This is a genomic window from Flavobacterium sp. MEB061 (assembly GCF_000834715.1).
Taxonomy (GTDB): domain Bacteria; phylum Bacteroidota; class Bacteroidia; order Flavobacteriales; family Flavobacteriaceae; genus Flavobacterium; species Flavobacterium pectinovorum.
The window spans coordinates 44,979-70,610 of record NZ_JXQR01000027.1 but is presented as its reverse complement, the minus strand read 5'-3'; the positions used below and the strand labels follow the sequence as shown (position 1 = coordinate 70,610).

General features: G+C 36.6%; 29 protein-coding genes and 1 pseudogene. 11 read left to right on the top strand and 19 right to left on the bottom strand.

All coding sequences use genetic code 11. The annotated features are described in order from the left end of the window. Positions 1–55 precede the first annotated feature (55 nt). The 6 genes from RT99_RS13830 to RT99_RS13805 form a co-directional block, all read right to left on the bottom strand. On the bottom strand, positions 56–439 hold the full coding sequence (locus RT99_RS13830) for a hypothetical protein (RefSeq protein WP_042565335.1): 384 nt from the start codon (positions 437–439) through the stop codon (positions 56–58). A 52-nt stretch (positions 440–491) separates the two neighbouring features. Beyond that, positions 492–1,247, bottom strand: coding sequence for a cytochrome P460 family protein (locus RT99_RS13825; protein ID WP_131494920.1), 756 nt, complete (start codon positions 1,245–1,247; stop codon positions 492–494). A gap of 20 nt (positions 1,248–1,267) precedes the next feature. Then, entirely contained in the window at positions 1,268–1,555 is a 288-nt protein-coding gene (locus tag RT99_RS13820; protein WP_042565462.1) for a hypothetical protein, read from the bottom strand. 10 nt (positions 1,556–1,565) lie between these two features. After that, positions 1,566–2,162, bottom strand: coding sequence for a sigma-70 family RNA polymerase sigma factor (locus RT99_RS13815; RefSeq protein WP_042565334.1), 597 nt, complete (start codon positions 2,160–2,162; stop codon positions 1,566–1,568). Between the two features lie 232 nt (positions 2,163–2,394). Further along, positions 2,395–2,931: a YkgB family protein gene (locus RT99_RS13810; RefSeq protein ID WP_052483680.1), complete on the bottom strand. Its 537-nt coding sequence runs from the start codon at positions 2,929–2,931 to the stop codon at positions 2,395–2,397. Between the two features lie 144 nt (positions 2,932–3,075). Further along, positions 3,076–3,528, bottom strand: coding sequence for an Rrf2 family transcriptional regulator (locus RT99_RS13805; RefSeq protein WP_042565333.1), 453 nt, complete (start codon positions 3,526–3,528; stop codon positions 3,076–3,078). Between the two features lie 379 nt (positions 3,529–3,907). Between RT99_RS13805 and RT99_RS13800 the strand changes: the two genes are divergently transcribed. The 7 genes from RT99_RS13800 (at position 3,908) to RT99_RS13770 (ending at position 9,945) form a co-directional block, all read left to right on the top strand. Then, on the top strand, positions 3,908–4,408 hold the full coding sequence (locus RT99_RS13800; protein WP_052483679.1) for a cupin domain-containing protein: 501 nt from the start codon (positions 3,908–3,910) through the stop codon (positions 4,406–4,408). A gap of 186 nt (positions 4,409–4,594) precedes the next feature. Beyond that, positions 4,595–5,182, top strand: a complete 588-nt coding sequence (locus tag RT99_RS13795) for a Crp/Fnr family transcriptional regulator (protein ID WP_042565332.1) — start codon at positions 4,595–4,597, stop codon at positions 5,180–5,182. A 65-nt stretch (positions 5,183–5,247) separates the two neighbouring features. Then, positions 5,248–6,267 carry an SMP-30/gluconolactonase/LRE family protein gene (locus RT99_RS13790; protein WP_042565331.1) on the top strand — a complete coding sequence of 340 codons (1,020 nt, stop codon included), beginning with the start codon at positions 5,248–5,250 and terminating at the stop codon, positions 6,265–6,267. Between the two features lie 594 nt (positions 6,268–6,861). Further along, entirely contained in the window at positions 6,862–7,377 is a 516-nt protein-coding gene (locus RT99_RS13785) for an ester cyclase (protein WP_165587206.1), read from the top strand. A gap of 317 nt (positions 7,378–7,694) precedes the next feature. Next, positions 7,695–8,087 carry a RidA family protein gene (locus RT99_RS13780; protein WP_042565459.1) on the top strand — a complete coding sequence of 131 codons (393 nt, stop codon included), beginning with the start codon at positions 7,695–7,697 and terminating at the stop codon, positions 8,085–8,087. A 157-nt stretch (positions 8,088–8,244) separates the two neighbouring features. Next, complete coding sequence (locus RT99_RS13775; protein ID WP_052483678.1) at positions 8,245–8,739, top strand: cupin domain-containing protein; 495 nt, start codon at positions 8,245–8,247, stop codon at positions 8,737–8,739. 183 nt (positions 8,740–8,922) lie between these two features. Further along, positions 8,923–9,945, top strand: a complete 1,023-nt coding sequence (locus tag RT99_RS13770; RefSeq protein ID WP_042565329.1) for a hypothetical protein — start codon at positions 8,923–8,925, stop codon at positions 9,943–9,945. 166 nt (positions 9,946–10,111) lie between these two features. On the opposite strand, the gene RT99_RS13765 is transcribed toward RT99_RS13770, so the two are convergent. Next, positions 10,112–10,390 (bottom strand): helix-turn-helix domain-containing protein, encoded by a 279-nt coding sequence (locus RT99_RS13765; RefSeq protein WP_242607209.1) that lies wholly within the window; start codon positions 10,388–10,390, stop codon positions 10,112–10,114. Positions 10,391–10,534: 144 nt separating this feature from the next. On the opposite strand from RT99_RS13765, the gene RT99_RS13760 reads away from it, so the two are divergent. After that, positions 10,535–11,482, top strand: coding sequence for an MBL fold metallo-hydrolase (locus RT99_RS13760; protein ID WP_042565327.1), 948 nt, complete (start codon positions 10,535–10,537; stop codon positions 11,480–11,482). Between the two features lie 370 nt (positions 11,483–11,852). On the opposite strand, the gene RT99_RS25715 is transcribed toward RT99_RS13760, so the two are convergent. Both RT99_RS25715 and RT99_RS13750 read right to left on the bottom strand, forming a co-directional pair. Beyond that, positions 11,853–11,996 carry a hypothetical protein gene (locus RT99_RS25715; protein ID WP_242607208.1) on the bottom strand — a complete coding sequence of 48 codons (144 nt, stop codon included), beginning with the start codon at positions 11,994–11,996 and terminating at the stop codon, positions 11,853–11,855. A 133-nt stretch (positions 11,997–12,129) separates the two neighbouring features. Next, entirely contained in the window at positions 12,130–12,990 is an 861-nt protein-coding gene (locus RT99_RS13750; protein WP_256365472.1) for a LysR substrate-binding domain-containing protein, read from the bottom strand. Between the two features lie 200 nt (positions 12,991–13,190). Between RT99_RS13750 and RT99_RS13745 the strand changes: the two genes are divergently transcribed. Both RT99_RS13745 and dapB read left to right on the top strand, forming a co-directional pair. Then, positions 13,191–14,348, top strand: coding sequence for an epoxide hydrolase family protein (locus RT99_RS13745; RefSeq protein ID WP_207384894.1), 1,158 nt, complete (start codon positions 13,191–13,193; stop codon positions 14,346–14,348). Between the two features lie 120 nt (positions 14,349–14,468). After that, a complete protein-coding gene (gene dapB, locus RT99_RS13740; protein ID WP_042565325.1) occupies positions 14,469–15,269 on the top strand; it encodes a 4-hydroxy-tetrahydrodipicolinate reductase in 801 nt (266 codons plus the stop codon). Positions 15,270–15,632: 363 nt separating this feature from the next. Here dapB and RT99_RS13735 read toward each other — a convergent pair whose 3' ends face one another. The 10 genes and pseudogenes from RT99_RS13735 to RT99_RS13680 all read right to left on the bottom strand — a co-directional run bounded on the left by RT99_RS13735 (position 15,633) and on the right by RT99_RS13680 (position 24,239). Continuing rightward, positions 15,633–16,544 carry an AraC family transcriptional regulator gene (locus RT99_RS13735; protein WP_042565324.1) on the bottom strand — a complete coding sequence of 304 codons (912 nt, stop codon included), beginning with the start codon at positions 16,542–16,544 and terminating at the stop codon, positions 15,633–15,635. A gap of 96 nt (positions 16,545–16,640) precedes the next feature. Next, entirely contained in the window at positions 16,641–17,075 is a 435-nt protein-coding gene (locus RT99_RS13730) for an ester cyclase (RefSeq protein ID WP_042565323.1), read from the bottom strand. A gap of 68 nt (positions 17,076–17,143) precedes the next feature. Beyond that, entirely contained in the window at positions 17,144–17,908 is a 765-nt protein-coding gene (locus RT99_RS13725; RefSeq protein ID WP_042565322.1) for an SDR family NAD(P)-dependent oxidoreductase, read from the bottom strand. 1,663 nt (positions 17,909–19,571) lie between these two features. Then, entirely contained in the window at positions 19,572–19,721 is a 150-nt protein-coding gene (locus RT99_RS25350) for a hypothetical protein (RefSeq protein WP_165587205.1), read from the bottom strand. A gap of 351 nt (positions 19,722–20,072) precedes the next feature. Next, positions 20,073–20,714, bottom strand: a complete 642-nt coding sequence (locus RT99_RS13700; protein ID WP_042565318.1) for a hydrolase — start codon at positions 20,712–20,714, stop codon at positions 20,073–20,075. 134 nt (positions 20,715–20,848) lie between these two features. Further along, positions 20,849–21,868 carry an LLM class flavin-dependent oxidoreductase gene (locus tag RT99_RS13695; RefSeq protein ID WP_042565317.1) on the bottom strand — a complete coding sequence of 340 codons (1,020 nt, stop codon included), beginning with the start codon at positions 21,866–21,868 and terminating at the stop codon, positions 20,849–20,851. 50 nt (positions 21,869–21,918) lie between these two features. Next, positions 21,919–22,047 (bottom strand): annotated as a pseudogene (locus tag RT99_RS25935) (DUF5996 family protein); the annotation flags it as partial. A gap of 14 nt (positions 22,048–22,061) precedes the next feature. Continuing rightward, positions 22,062–22,547: a hypothetical protein gene (locus RT99_RS13690; RefSeq protein ID WP_042565316.1), complete on the bottom strand. Its 486-nt coding sequence runs from the start codon at positions 22,545–22,547 to the stop codon at positions 22,062–22,064. A gap of 6 nt (positions 22,548–22,553) precedes the next feature. Continuing rightward, positions 22,554–23,306 (bottom strand): SDR family oxidoreductase, encoded by a 753-nt coding sequence (locus tag RT99_RS13685; RefSeq protein WP_042565315.1) that lies wholly within the window; start codon positions 23,304–23,306, stop codon positions 22,554–22,556. Between the two features lie 72 nt (positions 23,307–23,378). Next, positions 23,379–24,239: an SDR family NAD(P)-dependent oxidoreductase gene (locus tag RT99_RS13680; RefSeq protein ID WP_042565314.1), complete on the bottom strand. Its 861-nt coding sequence runs from the start codon at positions 24,237–24,239 to the stop codon at positions 23,379–23,381. Positions 24,240–24,597: 358 nt separating this feature from the next. On the opposite strand from RT99_RS13680, the gene RT99_RS13675 reads away from it, so the two are divergent. Beyond that, complete coding sequence (locus RT99_RS13675) at positions 24,598–25,593, top strand: AraC family transcriptional regulator (protein WP_131494919.1); 996 nt, start codon at positions 24,598–24,600, stop codon at positions 25,591–25,593. The last annotated feature ends 39 nt before the right edge of the window (positions 25,594–25,632 follow it).

The following is a 25,632-nucleotide window of genomic DNA, read 5'->3' as shown; positions in this document are numbered from 1 at the left end:
TTTTCTTTTGTACCGGACGCTTGCAACTATTGCTGTAAACTGTTACGGCATGCCCTTAGTAATAGTAAAGGCTTACAATAATGGCTATTATTGATGCTATAAGTGCTATCCCGGCTAGTATGACTGAGTATAGGGTGAGCCTGTTATTAAGCGATGAATTGTTATAAGAGACCAGTTTTAGGCAGGCGTCCCCCTTCATTACGAAATTGCATTCCAGATGGCTGTCCAGCTCATGGTATTCTATAGGTCCATGATCGCTGAGGGCATGATGAAAAGTATCGTAGAACCAGGTTTTGACAGCTACCTCAATATAATAATTGTCAAAATCATAGCCCTTTTGCTCCAGTTTCTCCCGAAGCGTTACAAATGATAGGCCACTTTCAACATTAGCCCTGCCTATTTTTAGAATATCCAAATAAAGTGAGTCGTAGACTGTCATAGTATGTTGTGCAATGTTTTTGGATATAGTTTTATTGGCAAACCAAAATCAGTTATTTACTGATCGGTTTTGGACTTATCACCGGGCTTTTGTATTTATAATCCGGTACTAAGCCTTCACGGGTATTCTCATTCTCAGGATTCCCATCGCCATATCCTTTTGCGGCAAGGATAACAGGATAATATTGGTAGAATACGTCGCCGTCAATGGCATTCTGAACATGGCATGACGCACACTGCTGGCCTAATGGAGCAGATTTTTCATTTAACTTATTTTTCTTGAAATCCGCATAGCCGAAGTAGTTCCATCCATCGTGCATGTCTGGAAATCGTTTGCTATCTTTTACGGCAGCTGCGAGTTCAAAATGCGCGCCCTGAAAAAAGCCATTTCCTACGGATGAAGTTGTATCACCAACATGCAATAGTTCTTTTACAAGAATAGTTCCTTCTTTCCAAGTTCCGTGTTTTTTCCAATATGCATAGCCCGCCGGATCTATGTAAACGTTTTGGAAATCAGGAAATATGGCTTTAGGGTCATGTGATTTTGGGGTAGTGGCTGTTCCTGCGAAAACCCATAGTCTATAATTTACGGGACGGATCAGATTATTGTCAGCATCAAATTCGGCGTACACTGTTTCCTTTTCAACTTGTTCACTTTGCTCATTCTTGTTTTTTGTATCCTGACAAGAATACAGTACGGCCGTTAGCATGCTAAACATTAAAAGCATCGAAACGGATTGGTTTGGATTGATTTTCATAAGTTCACATTTTATATTAATAATTGCAGTTATACTTTTGGCACTACCCACGTTAATTTAATTTGGAAATCTCAGCTTTGCCTGAGATGCTCCTCGATGCGGATTTTGAGCAGTTTCTTAAAACCCTCATCCAGCTTTATATCCGGATGATGTTTCCTAAAAAAATTCCGCACCAATTCATTAATCAGGATGCTTTGCTTCATATATATGATGCAGGCAAGGCAGCCCTTTAGATGCAACTCAAGTTCAAACTTCTCCATAGCCGAAATGCGTTCTATTTGCTGCTTTTCGATAAGCATCGTCGCTTTTTTGCAATTGTAGGCTATTTTCTCTAATTCCCTCTCACTTAATATCTCCATCTCCATTTGATTATATCCAATTTTTTTGAAGGCACGACCTTAGGTTGACCTTTGCCCTGTGAATAATAACCCAGAAATTAGATGAGGATAACCCCATGGCTTTACAAATTGATTCGCTGGGTTCTTCATCGACATGCTTCATCGTAAATACCGACAGCCAAAGCGCTGGAAGCTTCTTCATGCATGCCTGAAGTATTGCCTGAAATTCATTGTCCTGCAAAATATCAGGCTGCTCGCAAAAGAAGTCAACAGGATCGTGGCCACTATTCCAGTGTCCGTTATCATGATCAAAAAAATCCTCTTCCTGCTCTGGCGCAGCCCGCTGTGCATTGTTGCGTAATCCCGACGACCGGCTCCTGTATATATCCGCAATCTTATACTTAAGGATTGCAGTAAGCCAGGTCTTTTCAGAACTCAGCCCATTAAAACCCTTTTGAGCCTCAAGGGCTGCAAGGAAGGTCTCCTGAACAAGGTCTCTTGCAAGTTCGTCGTCATATAACTTGACTGCTGCATAGCTGTAGAGATAATCGGCATACTTTTCCACCCAATTACTGGGGTCCAGTTTCTTTTTCTCTTCTATGTCAAATCTTCTGTCGCTCCCATGCATGGCATAAATATTTCGTTACGGTTAAGGTTCTGCTCAATTATAAATTGTTTGTTCTTTTACCGCTTAGTCGGGGAAAATCTGAGAACCTTACAAAAAAAAATATCTGATGTATGATCTGCTCTTGCGCGGGAAATTATATGATTCAATATCTGGAGCATATTCTCACTGAAATACCTCCCAATACATTTATGATTGGCTTATTAGGGAACCTTCACCGCAGCGAGGAAATTCTTTAATGCTGTAACTTTTTCTTATTGTAGGTAATAAGCGCGTCAGCTGCAGTCCAGATGGCACTGCCAAGAAGTACAATATCCTTGAGTATAAAACCTCCGTCACTCGGTACCGGAAGGCCCTCTTGGGTTATCCACATTCCCGGTGTTGAAATCATAAAAGTAAGACTCGTGATAAACATAAGCACAGCTCCGAGGCTGCCATAAGCAGAGAGTTTAGGCTGCCATGGCTTTATGGCTATCAGAATGCCAAGGACAATTTCGACAGTACCAATCAGAGCAGACACCTGTCCCACACTCAATAATATATACAGCCATGACATAAGCGGACTGTTTGCTACAAGGGGCTGAATTGCCTCAGCTTCAAAGGCATAAAATTTAAATAACCCAAAGCTCAATAACAGTACAACAAGCGAATAGCGGGTAGCTACTGTACCAACAGTGTTAAGCTGATCTGTAGTAATCCTGGAAAAAATAGTTTTGGAAATGCTCTCAGTTTGAAAGGAATTACCTTGGTAAGTGGATGATGAATTTTTCATAATACTTAAATTTAATGATTAATAAAACTTTATTTGTTACATTTAAAGATGTACTTTTTAATATGGAATATGATTAAATATATAATATAAAACTTTTAAAGTTACATTTAAAGAGCTGAGCTATCGCTGCTCTTTCAGGTGTTTTTATTTACACGCTACACTGACTATTTGATTTTCTGAATCAAGGACATGTTGAAGTTTCGTATAAAGATCTGCTATGGTTTGTTTCTCAAGGACAGGACGCATCGCAAGTTCAGCGGCGCTGAATGGTGCATTCACCAATTTCGATAAATTCCTGCTTACCGGGCACTCCGGGTTTACCTTAGGCTTATTGAAAAGCTCACGGTCGCTTACAGCAAGGTAAATTTCCCACAGCGAGATCTGCTCTACGTTTTTGGTCAGATGAAATCCCCCCTGTTTTCCTGCCACGCTCCCCAATATGCCGGCAGCACGCAATTCTGACGTTATGCGGCGTATTACAACCGGATTAGTATTAACACTCACCCCTATCTCCTTTGAAGACAAGAGCGCTTCTCCCCTGAAATGCAGGTAAAGACAGATATGAATGGCAGTAGTATATTTTGCGTCAGCTTTCATCGTTAGTAAATCTTTTTACAAATGTAACAAATAAAGTTTCATTTAAACAAATATTTTGCAATATTTTTTTCATCATTTCATTATAATCCCTGTAAACACTGAATAATTTTATAAAAATTACAGCTGTTTTTATTCTTTAAACTTCCAGAAAACTTTAAATTATTACTCATTACCAGTAAGTAAAAGCGCAGATATAACTCCCTCTCCTTGTATCCGCCGTCTCTTGTTTGTATATCAAAACCTCCGGGAAGATTATTTTTGTAAGGTTTTCAGGTTTTTCCCGACCAAATGAGAAGAGATGAATTGTAATTTATCATTTGAATCTGTTACTATGAAGCGGTGCACGATGATGCATTAACAACATAAAAAACTAGAAACCATGAATAATCCTCAACTTCCTTTCATCACTAATGATGAAAATCCCGCCGCCTATTGGATGTTAGACATCCTGTGGGTAATTAAGGCTCACGCATCCCAAACTGATAATAACTTAAGTGTTATAGAACAAACGATGCCTTTCAATAGTGGGCCGCCACCTCATTACCACAGTGATATGGACGAAATGTTCTATATCATTGATGGAGAAATGACAATCTGGATAGAGGGTAAGATTCACAAATTGACTGCCGGCAGCTTTGCAATGGTACCTAGAGAAACTGTACATTATTTCAAGATAACCAGCCAAATTCCCTGCAAGGCATTAAATATGTACACACCCGGCGGCTTTGAAAAAGGCATCATCCGCAATGCGCAGGAAACTAAAATTTTGACCCTTCCCCCTAAAGGACTGCCCTACAAAGGCAGCACGGATAAAAATGACATGCACGTAGCTGTTGACATTGCCCCAGTGGATTTAATAGCACTATCTCAAAACTTGTAATTATTATATGATGCTCCAGCCAGTTAGATACACTTGAATCTTTTTGATCCTTTTCGGTTTAAACCTTGAAGTATAGTGGGTATCGGAGAATTCAACTCTGATTATGTCTCCAGATAAAACTAAATGGTGACATAAATTCATAGATGTAATGAGGAGTTTAGAAAATAAATAAACAGCGAATTAATAATGAATGATTTTTCCCCGGTTATAGAATACGTATCCAGATATGTTGATCTGAGTGATGATGAAATTGCGCATTTCAAATCCTTCCTAAAGATAACCAAGGTGCGCAAAAGGCAATTTATTGTCCAGCCGGGTTTCGTGTGCATGCATAAGAGCTATGTAGTAAAGGGAGCATTAAGAGGGTATCTTATCGATAAGGAAGGAAAAGAACATACATTAGCCTTTGCCATTGAAGACTGGTGGATTTCGGATTACAGCAGCCTGATCTCGCAGGAGCCCGCAACCCTCTTTGTTGAAGCGCTTGAAGATTCGGTACTAATTCAAATAGAATATGAACACCAGCAGCAATTCATGACTGAAATTCCAAAACTGGAAAAGTTCGAAAGAATTATTACCCAGCGGTCTTTGGCTTTCCACCAAAAGAGGTTATTGTCTAATCTGACTAAAACAGCCGAAGAGCGTTATGATGATTTTATGGACAAATATTCAGCAATTGCAAAACGTGTTCCGCAATATACACTGGCATCTTATCTGGGCTTTACTACAGAATACCTAAGCAAGATTAGAAACCGAAAAGGATTAAAAAGTTAAACCAGTTCAACCTTATTTCCTAAACCAGTTCATTTTTATTTTTATTATTCTGTCCAAACTTTGCAATGTCAATAAGGACAATTAATTTAAATATAATAAAAATGAAAAATTACATCCTGCTTTCGGCTTTTTCCATTCTTTCCATAGCATGTAACAACGACGATAAAGATTCAAAGCCTGCGCACCCAACACTGCAAGAAAAATACACAATCAATGAAATTGGAGTTTATCCGGAGGGAATTGATTATGACTCCAAAAATGAAAAATTTGTATATGGCTCCATGTATAAGGGTACGATATACTCTCTGAGCCCAAAAGGAGAAATTAAATCATTTGCAACAAGCAGCAAATTGGTTTTACCAACTGGAATATTTACAGACGAGGTGCGAAACAGACTTATCGTAGCCAACGCCGATTTGGGAATATCTCAGAAAAGTACTGAGGGAAGCGCCGGTTCAGTCGCAACTGTAGCTATATTTAATCTTGATACTGGTGTTCTAATTAAAGAAATTGATTTGAAAAATTTCACTCCAGGTGCCGGATCTTGCCTGAATGATATTGCTGTGGACTCTAATGGAATTATTTATGTTACCGATTCATTCTCCCCGGTTATCTATAAAATTGACAGCAACTACACTGCATCTGTATTTCTAAATAATGCCTTATTTCAGCCTGCAGCTGGTGCATTTGGTCTTAATGGAATTGTTTTCCATCCTGACGGTTACCTGCTGGCTGCTAAATCTGACAGTGCAAAAATATTTAAGATACCACTTTCCAACCCTCAAAATATTACTGAAGTTTCAGGTATGCAGTTTACCTCGCCCGATGGAATCGAACTGGACAGGAACAATAACCTTATTGTGATTGAAAATGGACTTGGACTTGGAAAGAGCTACACATTTAAAAGCACTGACAACTGGACAAGTGCTTCGAACGTCAGCGAAACAAATATCGGAAAGGACGAGTTTCCTACAACAGCAGCTCTTGCTTCAGATGGCAATGTGTATGTTATCAGTTCTAAATTAGGAAAACTACTGGGCGGCGACAAATCACAATCCACTTTTGTCATTCAAAAAATAAAATAATTCCCTAGTGATTAAGACAAACCCTATGTCCAAAACGACATAGGGTTTTATTTTTCATAAACATTTAGAACACCAATCTTGCACATAATCTTAGTTTCTGCCAACATTTACAGCAATGAACATAGATTCCTTTGAGGCAATCATAACGGTCACACCTATTGACCAAGCCGGAATGCTGCGGATGTCCCGTTTAATAAGCCACTTTGTAAAGCCGTTAACGCAGCGGGCTTCTAAAATATCAAAACCAACCTTTACTCAATGCGCATAAAAAACAGTGTTGGATGTACAATATAGCTGATGTAACAAATAGATTTTTCATGTTCTGCTATTTAAAATGATGAGGCAGTTTTTTCTCAGAAGATACGTGATCTGGAAAAATTTGAATTTTACTAAATAAAAAATCAAAATAATTGTAAGGAGTTAGCTACTGTTCCGACTAAGGGATTAACGATATAATCATAATAACATATTTAAAACGAGTAATATGGGAAAACGAATTATCAACAAATAACTACCAAAAGAGTACAGGGACTTCACAGTTAAGCGCTCTTGCCTTATAATAAAAGTATTTACTAATTTATAAAAATGAAAATCATGAAAATCAAAATCACAATCCTGGCCCTCTTAATTTCGGGCATCGCTTTATTCGCTTTCACTCAGGAAACAAAAAAAACACCTGATTATGCGGCAATAGTCCGTAAGTTCCATGACAACTATTCCAAAGGGCTTGTTGAGGCAAACGGGGAAATGGTTGACCCTAATGTTATAATTGAGGTCAACGGCGGGGCAGAAAATAAAATTAACGGCGAGACTTTCAAGGGGAAAGAAGCCTTCGTTGAATTTTTAAAACGTGACAAACGTATGTTTAAGGATGGCAAACTGACCCATCTTCAATTGATTACCCAAGGGCGTGAGGTTGCAGTTCGCTTTTATATGGAAGGAACACATACCGGTCCTATTCAGACCCCCGACGGTGTAATAGAGCCTACCGGAAAAAAAGTGCATTTGGAGGTCACCGAGTTTGCCTATTTTTCGCCTGAAGGAAAGTTGCTGCATGTGCACACGCTTTACAACACTCTGGGACTTCTGATGCAGCTCAAAGCAAAATAAAACCGAAGATTAACACACGTCGGCCCTGCTGACAGATATAATTATTTTTTTAGAATCTTTTTATCAATTGGAATTATTTAAATATAAATCATAACGATATGAAGGTTTGCAGCTCTATACGAATAGCAACTTAAGCCTACCCCATATACTTTCACTATCGTTCTAACAATTAAACCGAAATAAATATGAAAAAATTAATTTATCTCTTAGCAATCTCTGCATCCATAGCTATGCAGTCGTGCAAAGACAATTCTGAAAGTTCAACAAACAATTCCGACAGCACAGCAACTGCGGTCAATAACAAAAAAAAACAAATTATGGAAAAACGAATTATTAATCCTTGGGATTATCAGGACAATTTTGGATACGTTCAGGCAGTTGAAGTTAACAACCAACAAGGAACCTTGTACTGTGCAGGGCAGGCTGCATTGAATGCAGAAGGACAGCCTAGTTCGGCCGATATGCCGAGCCAACTGGCGCAGTCTCTCGAAAATCTGGAAACAGTCATTGCTAAATCGGGGTATAATAGTAAGGATATTGTAAGGCTGAATTTTTATACGACATCAGTTCCGGAATTACTTGCTTGCTGGAAGATCTTTACTGACTGGGCAGCTAAGCACGATGTGAAACAGGCAAGCACGATGCTCGAAGTAAAAGGACTCTTCATTGAGTCATTGAAAGTAGAAATAGAAGCTACTGTCGTAAAATAATTGATAAACCAAGAAATTTCTATAAAATGATTTTAGTTTTTTTGAATCAATATGGATTCTTTAGATGTAAATCATGACGATATGAAGCATACCTGGATAGAAATTTTTACACATCCAATGCTTTTAAGATCGTTGTAACAATTAAACCAACACAGATATGAAAAAAATAATTTATCTATTAGCAATCTCTGCATCCATAGCGATGCAGTCCTGCAAAAACAATTCTGAAAGTGCAACAGATATTGCTGGCAGCACGGTAATTGCAGCCGATTCAGCTAGCACATCCGAAACACCTGCAGCTGAAATGGCTTCGGGCGGCACCGACATTAAGGGAATAGTCTGGAAAGAGCTAGAGAAGCTGCCGCTGGCTTCCGATCCCTCGAAGGAAGAAAGCATCGGCGTTGCGGTGATTCAGCCTGGCACACCAGCCGAGAAACATAGTCACGCGGAAAATGAGATTGGTTACGTTCTCGAGGGTGAGTCTGAACTCGAGGTAGAGGGACAGCCATCACGCACTATTAGAGCTGGTGACAGCTTTGCGATCCCGGCGGGTACGGTCCACCGGGCCAAGCCTACTGGAAGCGTACCGCTTAAGGTGGTGGTAACTTACATCGTTGCGAAGGGTGAACCGCTCGCAAGGCCTGCTAAATAATTCATTCTGGCGACCAGTCACTGCTATGGCATCGTCTCATAGATCTTCAAAACTGTGACTGGTTCCTATAATTTGCGTAGCACAAATTGGTTTTGTTACGAAGTTTATTATATTGAAACATTACATTTTACTATCAAAGCCTTAATAAAATTGGATACCAGCCTTACTAATTTAAAATAAATTATGAAAAAAACAGTACTTAAGAATATTGCATCAAACCTTTCAAATCAAATACAAAAAAATAATCCGTTTCATCTATTTTGCAGCATTGCGCTGCTTTTAATCTTATTTTCTTCCTGCAGCAGTGATAATTCTGCCCAAGAAGATGCTGAAGCCGTAAATACAACTGCATGTAAAAAGAGGCCTGGCAAAATTGATTTTGGACGCGATAACAGTGAAATAATTTATAATGCGCAGGACAAGCCCATAAAGATAATCACAACGGTTTTTAATCCTGCTGGCCCAAAGGAGCCTCCTATGAAGAGAGTTTACACAATAGAGTATAATGCCCAGGGAAATGCTGAGAAAATATCCAAATCTATCGACAATCATGAGGAATCGCAATACAAACTGGAATATAATTCCAGCGGTAAGTTAATAAAGCAATCCCAGTTCAATGCCACGGGAGTCTTAACAGCATACACTACAGCACAATATGATGGTAAAGGCGTATTGACAGGTATAATAACACATAACGAAAATACCTCTGCAGATGTGACATGTGAATATCAATATGAGAATGGTATTTTAATAAAAAAATCCATCCAAAATCTTTACGACCTGGATTCACAGGAATATTATAATGCAGATTATAGCTATACTTACTTCCTTGACAAGGAAAATAAAATAAAAACTTATTTCGAAGGACCAATCGGATTACTTTTTATTTCAGATTTAACAAATAAACAATCGCTGCAGTATCTCGCTGATGAAAGCAGTTATCAGTTATTTTACGCCCGAGAGACCTCTTTAGAAAATAAGATGCTTAAAAATATTGAAATCATAGCGTATCGTTATAATACCCGCGACACTACCAAAATTGACTATTCGTATGATTATGATGCTGAAGGATTTCCAACAGTGCAGAGAGTGAACTATGAAAATACTACCCGTCGTTATGTATCTACTCCTTTTGGAGGTTCTGTATTTCTTGTCACGCCAAGTAATAATTATGTTTTAAAAAGCTTAAACTTTTCTTGTAATTAAAATAAAATTGCAGCAGTCTCTGCAGTATATTATTTATGATCAAGTAATAAAGCTTGCAATTACTGGCAAAAAAGGAAATTGAATTAAGGTAATAAAGTAGGGTTATGTTATATAATAGCAGTGAATAACTACAGCCTTTTAAATCCCAGACACGATTTTATTACCGTTATTTTGCTTCAGAATGTTTCGTATTCCATACAGTCATTAGGTTTAGTATAGGTAAAAGATCTAAACCTTTTGGAGTTAAATGATATTCTACTCTGGGAGGAATTTCTTTGTAAGCCGTCCGCTGAATTATACCGTCTTGTTCAAGCTCTTTAAGCTGGTCAGTTAAAACTTTCTTTGAAATTATTTCGATACGTACCAATATCTGTCCAAAACGAAGGGTACGCTCTCCAAGTGCATAAATAATAATGGGTTTCCATTTAGATCCTATAGTTGCCATTGTCCTTGTCATAGGACAGTTGCTGCAGACAAAAAAATCTTTATTCATAAGTGGTTACTTTTAGGTTACCAGTATTGATACATTATGGTTACAAAAATAAACTATTTTTAGTCTCTTTGTATTACTAATTTAAAATCTGATAAAATGAAAAATCTTTTTTTTAATATTCTAATTCTCGTAACTGGTTGTGTAGGTGTATCTGCTCAGCAAAAAAATTATACTGCCGGTTATTATGTCATCAAAGTTGGAGAATTTACAGTTACTGCATTACTTGATGGGACTGTACCTGTAGATGCTAACAAATTATTGGTCTCCAGCTATAAGAAACAAGTAGATCAACTACTAGACGAGTCGTTTATAAATAATCCTGTCGAAACGTCTATAAACGCCTATTTAATTAAAACGCCGCAAAGGCTTATACTTGTTGATGCCGGTGCAGGAGAACTTTTTAAAAATCCTGTAACTGGAAATTTAATTGAAAGTATTGAAAATGCAGGCTACAAGCCTGAACAAATAACAGATGTACTCCTTACACATATCCATTTGGACCATTCGGGAGGATTGACAGTCAAAGGAAATATTCAGTTCCCTAATGCCGTTGTGCATGTTGATAAAAACGAAATAGACTTCTGGTTACAACACGAAAAACCTGCTGTTGATGAACCTGCAGGATACACCGCAAATCGCTCAGCCTTTTTAGCTTTGAAGCCTTATATAGATAAAGGTAGTGTTAAGACATTTCAAGGAGCTACAGAACTATTTCCAGGCATTAGTTCTGCTCCTTATTACGGGCATACTTACGGGCATTGTGTATATGTACTAAAAAGTAATCATGAAAAACTTGTCTTTATTGGGGACTTAGTACATATTGGTGCAGTTCAGTTCCGAGCACCTACGCTGTCCGACGAATTTGATTTCGATAAAATTAAAGCAATAGAGCAGCGAGAAAAGATATATAATGAGGCTTCTACTGAAAATTATCTTATAGCAGCCGATCATATTGCATTTCCTGGATTTGGCAGATTAAAAAAAGATGGTGACGCTTACAAGTGGATTCCTTCTAATTTTAGCAGTACAGGAAATACCAAGTAAACAATATTTTAAAGGATAATAATCTTTTATATTTCTTTTTACCTACAAAACAGTGCTAACGCCTGTTGCGCAATTGGAAATGAGTTCTCTCGGATGGACAAAACGAAGTCAAGAATTCTGAACGTAGGTTCATAACTTAAAGCAGCAATAGCGCAAAACCGCTGTTAGCGGTTGGGAGAACGTCGTGCGAGAGCAACGATGTTTTCCCGACTGTTGGCGAGGTCGAGAACTTCGTAACCGTTTATTTTCCACTAAAGATTATTTTTTTTTCACGAAACTCAAACGTGAATTTACTACAAAATTCGCAATCTTGCCAAGCCGTTAGCGGTCTTGTTTTTTCTTTTTAGGTTTAGCTAAAGTTAATTATTATTTATTCAAGTTCAATGTCCATTCTTGAAAGTAAATTATCTTTAACTGTAAAAATATGTTTAATTATTCCGTCAAATAAAATTTTTCCTTGTAAATCTTTCACTAATTGATGAAGTGTAACTTCATTTTTGTTTATATATTTCAATAATAGTTATTGGCTCAACAATTCCATTAATTTCAGTCCATTGTCTCGTCCAATATTCTCTTATTTCGTTATGACCATTTACGTAACCTCCTTCAAAAGGGCTAACAGCGTCTAAATGCTCTTTATGAAATCTTTAATAACCGGATTTGCCTTGGATCGCCTTTAATACATTAAGTACAGCAGGGCTATTTTCATTAGTACGCCAGTTAATATAAAGATCAGTCATAAAAGGTGTTTCAAAATATCTTACTCCTTCTATATTATGTTTGGCAAATCCTAATGGCAGCAGAGCTATACCCAAGCCTTTAGATACTAAGCCTAGTATACTGGAACCAAAATCAGACTGATACTGAGAACGTGGCACTACTCCATAAGAGATGAAAATTTGTTGCACTAAGAAAAAGTAACTGCTTTTGCGATCTTCTACTGGCATTATAAATTTCTGTTTTGCTAAGTTCTCTGCTGTAATATCACTAAAATTCATATAGGGATGTGTCGTCTGAACAAAAAAGGCAACAGGTTCACTTTTTATTTTAAATGAACTTATACCTGATAAAATATTAACTTGGCGGGTAAATGCAATATCTATTTTATAATCTCTCAACGATTCCTGTGCATTCTCGTGGAGCAATTGGATAAGTTCTATGGATAAGTCCGGATAATCCTGTGAGATATGAAATAAAACTGTAGGTATAAGAGAATATGATACAGAATCAGGATGCACTATTCTGACAATCCCATTTTCTCCCGCTCCAATATTTTTGGCAAAGACATGAACGTAATTGAGATCATCTAATAAAACTGACCACTTCTCTTTCAAAAAAAGTCCAGCAGGAGTAAGTTTTACATTGCGTTTATTTCTCTCAAAAAGGCTGCAGCCTAATTCTTTTTCCAGTGACATAATCTGCCTGCTCAATGCAGACTGTGTAAGATTCACCATTGACGCTGACTTCCAAAAGTGTAATTCTTCGGCCAATTTGAGAAAGTTTCTAATTTGTTGTAAATCTATTTAATGCATTTTATTCATTAATAAATGCAAAATAAGCATTTTTATGAATTATTCAATACTTTATCTTTGTAGTAATTCATAAAAATATAAATGGACTATTTTACCAGAAGACAAGTAATTAAACAGGAGGTTTAGCCTTAATAACTATTGCAATCCCTTTTTTTACAAAAGCAAATAAACTAATTATGAAAGAGAAAAAAGAAGATGATATCAGAATAAAACCTTTCAAAGTAAATATCCCGCAAGGCACGTTAGATGATCTTAATGCAAGATTAGGCATGACCAGATGGCCAGATGAAATTAAAGAATCCCACTGGAATTACGGTACTGATCTTTCTTATATGAAAGAACTAACAAATTACTGGCAGCATAAATTTGACTGGCGTAAAATAGAAAATGAAATTAATTCTTATCCTAATTTTATTGCGGATATCGATGGAATGCAGATACACTTTATTCATGTTAAGGGCAAAAGTAAAAACTCCATACCACTTATTATGACTCATGGCTGGCCAGGATCTTTCCTTGAAATGATGAAGATAATTCCGATGCTGACGGAGAATCCTGACTTCTCGTTTGATCTTGTGATTCCCTCGATCCCAGGATTCGGTTTTTCATCTAAGGTAAATAAGGAAGGATGTAACAGCGAGTTTGTTGCTGACATTTGGCAAAAATTGATGATTAATCTTGGATATGAAAAATTTGGTGTTCAAGGTGGCGATATAGGTTCTGGCATAAGTTCATGGCTGTCACTAAAGTACCCTTCAAATATTATTGGACTTCACCTCAACTACATTTCAGGTTCTTACAAGCCCTATTTAAAAGATGATGAAATACTCTCCGATGAGATGGTAGAGTTTAAAAAAACCAGTTCAGAATGGTCTAGTAAAAATGGTGCATATGCTTACCTCCATTCCACAAAACCATTGACTGCTGCCTATGGACTTAATGATTCTCCCGCGGGACTCTGCGCCTGGATAATTGAGAAATTTAATGGGTGGAGCGACAATAATGGAAATATTGAAAAACCTTTTACCAAAGATGAATTGCTTGCTAATGTCACGCTATATTGGGTTACTCAAACTATACATTCATCCATGCGAATCTACAATGAAAATAGTAAAAAGCCATTGGCTTTTAAAAAGAATGAATTTATTGGTGTCCCTGTTGGCTTTGCACATTTCCCGAAAGAATTACCAACCCCACCTCGTGCTTATATCGAAAAAAGTTTTAATATTACTCACTGGACAAACATGAAAGCTGGTGGACATTTTGCTGCCGCTGAACAGCCGGAATTACTTTCAAAAGATCTAATTGATTTCTTCTCTCATTTGAAATTGTAAGATTATTAAGTATAGAAAAAAGCATCATTGTATTTATTACTCAAAAAAGTTTTTATATTTTATGATTGGGTAAAATTCTCGGAATTGAGTTTCAAGAAGTAAACAAAAAATAATAGTAAAATGATAAAAGTATTCATAGCAGGAGCCACAGGCTGGGCTGGTTCAGAACTTAGCAAAGGTATTTTTCATAATAATAAAATGCAGCTGGTTGGAGCATTGTCCCGTAAACACAAAGGTCAAAATTTGGCCGATATATTACAGCTGGACGATATAGAAATTCCAATTTTTGATGATATTGAACAGGCCCTTTCGAAAGTTGATTTTGACGTCTTAGTTGACTATACGCGTCCAGAAGTGGGGAAAAAGAACATTATCGCGACGCTTAAAAAGGGGAAAAGTGTTGTGGTGGGAACCTCCGGATTAACCAATGAGGATTATGCTGAAATAGAAAAAATAGCAGTAGATAATGATACATCCGTTTTAGCTGTAGGGAATTTTGCCATAACGGTTGTTCTGCTCCAAAAATTTGCCGAGATGGCTGCGAAGTATATTCCGAACTATGAAATAATAGATTATGCCCACCAAGATAAGATAGACAGTCCAAGTGGCACAGCAAGGGAACTGGCACATCGTCTTTCCCAAATTCAAAAAGCAGCTGTTCATGTTTCAAATGATGAATTGTTTGGAGATGCAGCAAGTCGCGGTGCTAACCTGGATAGTGTTCAGGTACATTCCGTGCGGCTTCCAGGATATGTTATTTCTATTGAAACCATATTTGGCCTAAAAGATGAAAAACTTACAATTCGACACGATGCAGGTGCCGGAGCCCAACCTTATGTGCAAGGGGCTTTGCTTGCTATTGAAAAGGTTAGCACATTTAAGGGCTTGAAACGAGGGTTGGATACGCTAATGGAGTTTTAGAGAAAGACGTAACAGGTACTGTTATGGTGGTATTAACGAAATATGCCCTATTTCATTATATTTCTTAAATTCACATACACAGAATCTGAACTTTCATAAATGAAAAACCTAGATTTCACGATCAGAATTTCAAAGTGGAAGCTGTCCAATTAGGAGTATTCGAGTCCTGTACCCGCTACTAAGACAAGTATTTGTCAATCCTCCTGCTCCGTTTAGAAACATATTCATTAAGCTTCACAACGCCAAAAGGCGGCAATTGAAGACAATTGGAGCCTTTTTCAATTACACTATCAGATAAAGTAACTTTGATTTTTTACATTTATTTTCTCTTAGTAAAAAGAGAAATTTAAAAACTTAAATAAATTAATTAAACTTAGCTCTGAATTTTAAAGGTGTTTCGTTTGTTTTATTTTTGAACAATTTGCTAAAACTCTGAAGATGTTCGAATCCCAGCTCATAAGCAATTTCACTAATTGACAAACTAGTAGTAGAAAGTTTTTCTTTCGCTTTTTCTATGAGTTTATTGTGAATATGTTGCTGTGTATTCTGACCAGTATGAAGCTTAAGTAAATTGCTTAAATAGTCTGAAGAAACATTCATATTATCAGCAACAGTATGGACAGAAAGAAGATTTCTTTCGTCACGGTTTTTATCATCAAAATAATTATTCAAAAATTCTTCAACTCTTGATAGCATTTGATGGCTGCTGATTTTTCTTGTAAGAAATTGACGATTGTAATATCTGTCGCAATATTTAAGCAGCAATTCTATCTGCGCAATTATTAAATCCTGAGTAAATCTATCAATATTGATGTGATATTCTTCTCTTATATTTTCAAAAATATTTACAATGATATTTTCCTCTTTTTCAGAAAGAAATAGTGCTTCATTAATTGAATAATCAAAAAACGTGTAGCTTTTTATGCTTTTTACTAATGCTGAATTCCATAAAAAGTCTGGGTGAATTTGCAATAAATATCCTGTGCCTTTATGTAATGAATCAGGATCCTGCTCCAGTCGCAAAACCTGCCCGGGTGCTATAAATGACATTATACCTTCGTCAAAATCGTAAACCTGCTGGCCATAGTAAAGCTTGGCTCCAATATCCCGTTTTAAAGCAATAGAATAAAAATCCATCACAATGTTTGTCGTTTTTTCATCATCAGGGAATTTTACCTGTGAATAATCGACCAGGCTTATTAAAGGATGTTCCGGCTTAGGAAGCCCTCTAAACCGATGATACTCTGTGATGCTTTTTATTCTAATTACTTCCATAGATACAAATTTACAGTTTTTTGACACTCTCAATTCTCATGAATTCTTTTAAATGTATATTCAAAAAATTATTATACGAATATGCGATTAGATTTTTTATTGTTTGCTCTGTATAAAAAGACCAAACCAGTCTTCTAAATGCCAGGTATGGGTAAGTTTACCATTTTTCAAATAATGAAATTCATGCAGTGCTATTGTTACTTTCTTATTAGTTGGAGCAATTCCCATAATTTCATTTACATGCGTAAATTGCATTGAAGCTCTTACAGCTGCACGCTCATGGCTGCCAAATATCTCATGAATTACAATTTCTATATCAGGACATAATTCGAACAAAAATTTCATAATTGCCTGGAGTCCTTTTGGGTTATCTTCTTGTTGTGGTGCAAGCGGAATATCTTTCCAGTCGGGAATGCAAATTTCATCCAGTACTTCTGGCTTTTTAAGTTTCCATGCTGCATAAAACCTTTCAATGGTATCTATTTCCTGTTTCGTCAGAGCTTTTACAACTCCATTATCTTCTTTTTCCATTTTATATTCTTCTAATTGTCTTGTAAAATTCAGCTTATCAACTATGCGTTAACTATTTTTAAGCTTGATTATAAATTTGAACCTCCCGAAATTTCGATACGTTGCGCATTGATCCACCCGCCGGCATCACTGCATAAAAAGGCTACCACTCCCCCAATATCCTCGGGTAGTCCAACTCTTCCAAGAGCCGTTTGCGAGGCCAGGTATTGGTTCATTTCTAAATTGTCACGTACCGCACCACCCATAATATCTGTTTCGATAGCACCCGGAGCAATAACATTTACTCTTATGTTTCTTGCACCAAGTTCTTTTGCCTGATATTTTGTCAATGTCTCCATTGCTCCTTTTAGTGCTGCATAAGCTGCAAATCCCGGCGTGGCAAAACGGGTTAATCCTGAAGAAACATTTACAATTCCTCCGTAAGCTCTTAGCAGTGGCAATAATTTTTGAGTAAGGAAAAATGGACCTCTCAGATGTACATTTTCCATTTCTGTAAATTGAGTTTCAGTGAGATCATCAAAATTTGCATAGTGAATAAAACCTGCATTATTGATCAGATAATCAATACCATCTGAGTTGAAATAATTGGTTATTTGGCCTCTAAGATTTTTTTCAAACAAATCAAAACTGGAAGAATCTGAGACGTCTAATTTTATAGCGACAGCCTTTTGTCCTACATAATGAATTTGTTTCACAACATTTTCTGCTACTTCTTTTTGAGTTTTATAGGTTAAAACTATATCCAATCCGTTTTTGGCAAGATTTATAGCCATATCTTTTCCAAGACCGCGGCTCCCTCCTGTTACTACTGCAATTTTACTTTGCGATGACATAATGATTATTTTAGTATTATTATGTTGCAAATTTGCGCATATACAGGAAAGATAATTTAGCCAAAACCATAATTTAAGTAGCCAAAAGTGGTAAAATGGAATTGTCAGCAACTTTAGTGAAAATAACGACATTCAAAATAATGGAGTTGATACCTTTTTGCCGCAAAAAGTTAAGGCCGTTTTAAAGATATTCACTCGTCTAAGTTTTGTGGCAGAATCGTGGCAAGTCATGTTTTACAAAAGTCAAAACTCAGCAAAATCAGTACTTAACAGATTTCAGTTCGAAACTTTTAGACTCCGCCAATAGAAGTTTCAAAAGAAACTTTAAAAGTCAAAAGACTTTAAACATCACTGTTTAAAGGCTTTTTCTTTTTGGAAAACCTTCAAAAAGACACATGCTTTATATTCGCGCGAATTTCGTACAAGACCAAAACCATTTCAATCAGCAAACAACGATGGGTTTTTACACACAACCTTAGAAATGTCCTGAAACTCGAAAAAGAAAAGGTTATAAAAAGTTCGCTTGATCTTTTTCCGCTTCACGCAGAAAAAAAATTTCTGGAACTTTACAAAATTGATCCTAATCTTTCATAGGAACAATTAAAAGTAGAACTGTCAGGAAAAAGAAAAACAAAAACCAGAGAGGTTACAATTCTTGAAATAATGGAGAAGCACAATAAATTCTTCGAAAGAAAAGTAGAAGCTGGCGAGAGATCCAAAGCCGCTTTTCAAAAGTATTAAAGGTCTTGTGATCTTCTGCGAAACTTTATTAAAAAACATTATGGTATTGATGATATGCCGGTATCTGATATAAAATGGTTTTGTGTTTACACTTGAAGAATATCTTAAATACGAAAGCTCATTTAAAGGAAAGGTCGGTATAAAAAACAATTCGGTTGTAAAGTATATAAGAATGTTTAAAATTGCCTGTAATCATTGTTAGAATGGATTTGATTCTAAAAAATCCATTCGATGCTTATGATGGAAAACTAAGCGTTAAAGATGCAATATTTCTAACCAAGACAGAACTAAACCCTATTGAAGAGAAACCTATTTTTAATGATCGCTTACAGAAAGTTAGGGATATTTTCTGTTTTGCTGGTACACTGGCTACGCTCCTGTTGACGCATTAAATCTAGAAGATAACGATTGCAACCTTTGGATTATGGCCACGCGTGCAAAAACGGCAATCAGGAAAATGTTCCTGTCTTGCCTTCTGCTCTGGATATTATCAACAAGTATATAAAGAAACAAATGAAGCTTCTTCCACAGATGTCAAATCAAAAAATGAATGCTTATATAAAGAAATTGCAGACATCTGCGAAATCAATAAACATCTGCCATAGTATATTTCAAGACATACTTTTGGCACAACAGTAACCCTAGGTAATGGGATTCGTATGGAGCATGTTTCTGCTATGATGGGGCACACCAATATAAAGCAAACTCAGCATTATGCTAAAATTTTAGATGTGAATATTATGGAAGATATGGAGAGGCTAAAATTAAAATACAAGTAAGAATAACACAAAAGGGCTCCAAATTGGAGCCTTTTTCTTTCACATTGCTGTGAATAAACACTTGTATTAGCCATTATTTTCATGAAGAATTTCATCTATTTTATATTTTATGATTGTATTGATAGACAATACAAATATCTTTTTTAAATCTTTATTCTGTAATACACAGGCCTCACTCCTTTACCCTGCTGCCCGCTGATTTTTGAATCAATTGTTTCGAGCTTTACAAGTACAGGCTCTATTAACTGTTTTACTCTCATAACATAAAAGAACTTTCTTTCATTTTTTGCCATCACGAAAAATTTAAATTTTGACACTAAACATTTTTTACTAGGCATTACTAGCTCTCAAGTCTTCTTTTTCTCTCGTGCATTTTTATAATCAGTTCTTCTAAAAATGTAATCTGCTTATCTTTATATGTATATCCCTTACATTCAGAAAACTGTCTGCTGATCTACTTAATATTCGACTGCCCAGCCTCATTACCGGCATATGTGAAATTATTTTCGAAAAAAAGTTTGAACTTACTTCTATTACTTTTTCATCTACTGTATCAAAAAACAGGAGACCCTCATCCATTAAAATATAAAATAGCTGGGCAAAGTCAATTTTACTGACACTGTAAACATTTTTAAATACCTACGCTATTCGGTAGCATCATAACCAAATTGAATACCGGCGGTACCTCCAGCCTTTATGAAAAGTTTCATAAATTCTTGCGATGTTTCGGAACGATTCCAATCTCGCTGGAGTTCACAAAACAACTGTGTCAAACTTACTGGTTGGCCACCTGCTTGCTCTATTCTGCGCAACGCCGCATCGTGTCCCGCCAAGGAAGTTCCACCAACAGCATCCACAACAGGATACACCTCATAACCTTCCTTTAACGCATCTAATGCCGGGAAAGAAAGACATGCTTCGGTCCATAGAGCTGTCATAATTAATTTTTTTCTTCCTGTTGCTTTAATGGCTTCCACAAATTCTTTATCTTCCCATGAATTTATGGTTGTTCTGTCATAAGAAGGCACACCATCTAACTCTTTTTTTAATTGAGGAATTGTTTCTGAATTGAAACCAGTTTTTACATTGACCGTTGAAAGTATAATTGGTAAGTTATAAACTTTTGCCATTTTAGCTAAGGCAGCAATGTTGTTAACAAGTAATTGTCTATCCATTGAAGCAATGGAATTGACTTGTACTTTTTGATAATCAATAATTATCAATACTGAATTTTCTGGGGTTAGTAAGTGATCCTTTTTTTGATCACGGATTGGTAAACTGCTCATGATTTTTTTATTTTTTTTTTGTTAATAATTTGTTTTAATATTTTGTTTCAATTAATTTTTTGTAAAACCAAACATTCCATTGCAAGTTTTGTGGTAGTAGTATTAGTAATAAGTTATGTCATCGAATGTTGCTGTCAGGAAATTAAATCCATTACCTTAGTTCCAAGCAAAATAATAGAGTTTTTCAAATGTTCATGTGATAAACCAGCACTGTCCATCTGAAAAGTAACTCTGGAAATACCACCCAGAGCTTCAGAATGCCGCAAAATCTTTTCAGCTACATCTTCAGGGCTTCCAACGATCAAAGCACCATATTTACCAGACTGAGAATCAAAACTTTCTCTGGTTACTGCCGGCCAACCCCGTTCTTTTCCTATTGCGGTAAAATTTGCTGCATAACCTGAATAAAATTCAGCAATTGCTTTTTCTGTAGTTTCTGCTACATACCCAAGCGAATGCAGACCAACAGATAATTTGTCCGGCGAATGTCCAGCAGCTTTACCAGCTTGCCTATACAAATCTACCAAAGGTGCAAACCGCCTGGTTTCGCCTCCAATAATGGCCACCATCAACGGTAAACCTAATGTTCCCGCCCTCACGAATGATTCTGGCGTGCCACCTACCCCCAGCCAAATGGGTAATGATTTTTGAAGCGGTCTTGGGTAAATGGGTTGATTATTGAGAGAGGGTCTAAATTTGCCGGACCACGATAAAAATTCATTATCCCTGATATTCAAAAGCAGATTTAATTTTTCTTTAAAAAGTTCATCGTAATCGTCGAGGTCAAAACCAAAAAGGGGATACGCTTCTATAGATGAGCCACGACCAACTACTAACTCTGCACGCCCGTTTGAGATAAGATCCAATGTGGCATAATTTTGAAAAACCCGAACAGGATCTGCAGCACTCAAAACGGAAACAGCGCTGCTCAGCCTGATATTTTTCGTCTGTGCTGCTGCAGCTGCTAAAATCATGTGTGGTGCAGAATCTAAATATCCTTTTTTATGATGTTCGCCAATGCCAAAAACACTCAGGCCAGAATCATCCGCACATACTATACGTTCTAGTAGCTGCTCCATTGCTTCAGTTGCCGTAAGTTCTGCGCCTGAAGAATAATTATTATACATGGCAAAACTATCTATTCCGATTTCCATAAGTACTTTATTTTAATAATTTTTTATTAATGATTGAGTTAAAATGATCACTAAAATTTTTCAAATGATGTTAGATCGCATCGCAAACCTTTATCCCAATTTCCTGTTTCAGAGGCTGCCTGAAATGTAGATTCCAGAAAACTGAGTAAATACTTTTCCGGCTCTCCATTATTCTGTACCGCTTTGTAATGTTCTAAAAGTTATTTAATTTTATCTCTCCTTCCTGAATGTATGTTGTAACTAAAGGTTGCATTTTCTTCAATTGGATCATTTTTTCAGGTGAAATTTTTAAAATATAACTACTTTCAGAAATCACAATCTGCAAAGATGAATTCGCGTTTTCGGAAATATCTGGACTTACAAATGAAGTAACAGCGTGTTCTATCAATTCCTTTTTATCATTTTTGTCGGAAGATATTTCCCAACCTCCGTCCAACAAAATCCAATATGCATCTACTTTACTATCGTAAGGTTTTAAAATTTCCCCTTTAGAAAAGTGAAATTCGTTTGCGCTTTCTTTCACCCATAGTAATTCCTCTTTTGTGAATTTTTGAAAGAAGGGAACTTTTGCCAGGAGACTCAAATTTACAGTTGATGGTGCCATACCTTTTTTATTTGTAAGTTTGAAATAAATGGCAGCTGCGGTTGCAACTGCCAGTATAATTAATAGTATTTTCATTTTGAATTAAATACTTGCTCCTCCGTTTGCCATAAAGTGATGACCGGTTATAAAAGAAGCTTCATCGCTTACTGCGAAGGACACAACATCGGCAATGTCTTTCGGCAGACCCATTCGTCCCAATGGTGTCACATCGATAATTTCCTTTTTGTAAGGGCTGTCCGCTGGCATGTCCAGAAATATTCCAGCCTCATCAGTGGCGCCGGGAATAACACTGTTTACCGTAATACCTTTATGCCCCAATTCTTTTGCAAGTACTTCCACGAAATATTTCGGTGCTATCTTACTTCCGCCGTAGACTGCAAAGCCTGGATTTACATACACTGTAGTACTTGAAGAAATAAGTACGATCCTTCCATTGTTCTCAATGTGCTTAGCAGCTTGCTGCATAGTAAAAAAAGTGCCTTTGGTATTGATATTGAATACTTTATCAAACTGCTCCTCGGTATAATCAGTAAAAGCTATCTGAATTAATTCAAAACCAGCATTCGCAATTACAATATCAATTTTACCGAAATTTTCTTTTGCCTCTGAAAATAAGCGTTCGATTTCTTTAATGTTAGAAGAGTCAGCTTTTATTGCAAGCGCTTTGGTTCCCAATTCCTCAATCTCTTTGACGGTTTGATTTGCTGCTGCCTCGTCTTTAGCATAATTAAACACAATATTTGCACCTTGGGAAGCTAATTTTAAAACTAATGCTTTACCAATGCCTTTGCTGCCACCTGTAACAAGAGCAACTTTATTTTGTAATGATTTCATATTTTTATATTTTAAATGATTTTGGAATAAGAGCAGGCTATAATTAAGATAACCTGCTTGTTTAGATATTTATTAATGTGCCGCAATAACAGCATCATCAAACTTTGTAGAAAGCGCCTGTTCTCTCCAGTTGTTAAGGTCAGTTGTTAATTTGGCAATTACTTTATCTGCGCTTTCAACAGACATATCGCCCACAAAAAGACGTGATGGCGTTTTATCACTTTGGCTGGCTTCATAAATTACCTGCGCCGTTTTGTAAGGACTCCACGGCTGCTGGCCGTTTATTGAGGCGAGAAAACCTTTAAATTTGCCGGCACTTTCGGCATATTCCGGCATTTCTTTTTTAGGACTTTTCAAAGAACCTCCAGCCCAGTTTGTACGCATTGGACCAGGCAGTACATTCATAATTTTAATTCCAAAACCAGCTACTTCAGCAGCTAATGATTCAGAAAAACCTTCTAAGGCAATTTTACTTGCACCATAAACACTCATTCCCGGATAAGCTGCAAACCCGCCAATAGCAGAGATTTGTATAATGTTGCCTGACGCCTGCTTACGCATTTGCGGCAGTATACTTAAAGTGGTATTGAATGCACCCCAGAAATTAGTTTCAAACTGCTGACGCGCTTCTTCTTCGGAAAATTCCTCGCCGGCACCAATCAGCCCAAAGCCTGCATTATTTACCAGCACATCTATTTGTCCGTAATCACTGATTACCTTCGCAATCCCTGCCGTAATATCCTCTTTTTTTGTAACATCCATTATTATGGGATGTGTATTACCTGGTACTAGATTGTAAAAATCATCAAACTGATTTTCATTTCTTAATGTACCTACAACGATATTGCCTTGTTCCGCGGCTACTTTAGCGATTTCACGACCAAGACCAGTTGACACTCCTGTAACTAGCCATACTTTTTGATTTTTTTCCATTGTCTTTAAATTTTTTGTTTAGTTAAAATGACAATGCAAAGATGCTGTAGAGTATACCTTAATAAAAGGTGAGATGGCGGGGTAAAATGGTAAAAAACCTAGAAACTAATTTCTCTGTATTCTTTTAGGGTCAAGCCCCTCCCTTTTTTGAAGTATTGGGTAAAAATTATAAGCTCATCAGGGTCAGGCAGTCTCAGCGGCTGGCAGGTCAGAACTGCACACCATATTTGCTCTGGAAAAATTATTATTTCATTAATCCTTCCAGCAACGGTTTTATTACTTTTTTAACCAATGAGCCTAAATAAGCAGCATCCACAGCCAACTGTTAGGCTTCATGATTAATGTTAAATAATGTTTTTTGACCTATCAATTATTATATCTACCTTTCAACAATAATGAAAAGGCAATTTTTCCTTTTACTAAAATTAAAATTTCGATGAAAAAAATGAACTTGGATAAAGTTATCACTTACAATTCTATTTCGGAATTTTTAATATCAATAGGTAAACCTGCCGAGCAAGACAGTGACTTTTCGATTAGCAGGTTAGAGGGATATTTAAGTGATGAGCCAATGGAGTCAGAATCCTTTCGAACCAATTATTTGAATTTTCTTATGATCGTTGATGGTTCAGGAAGTTACACTATTGACAACATTTTTTTTGAGTTGAAACCCTCTACTTTCTATTTTACCACTCCTGGTCATTTAAAATCATTTGTGATAGAAAAGCCATGGAAAGGCTTCATACTTTCTTTTACAGATACTTTCATTAAAAATTATTACAGTGGAAACCTTTTCACAGAATTTCCATTTTTGGTTGCGGAAACGACTCCGCCAGTTTATTTAAATCAATTATTGAAGGAAGACCTTCTCAAGAGATTTGAGACATTGTTGGAGCATTATAACACAGAAAGCCAGTTTAAAGATCAAATGCTTACCAATCTAATTATTACGTTCCTATATAAGGTAAAGGAAATTCTCATAACTGCACCCAGCCTCGAAGGTAAGCAATTTGGTTATTCCTCGCTGGTAATTAAATTCAGGAAACACCTTGATGATCACTTTAGAGAGGTACTTAAAGGTCAGGCCACAGCAATTTCCAATAGTAACCAGATTGCAAAAGCACTTTCTGTAAGTGCTGATTACATGGGTACAGTAGTGAAAAAAGAAACAGGTAAAACTGTAACAAGCTGGATTACAGAGCGTACCATATCAGAAGCGCAGAGCCTGATTAAAAACACTTCTCTTTCAATCTCAGAGATCTCCTATATGTTAACGTTTCAAGACCCTACTAACTTCACTAAATACTTCAAAAAAAATACAGGCTTCTCGCCAAAAGAATATCGAAGCCAGTAATCCATACTTGGATTTACCATTTCATCAATTATTTTAACC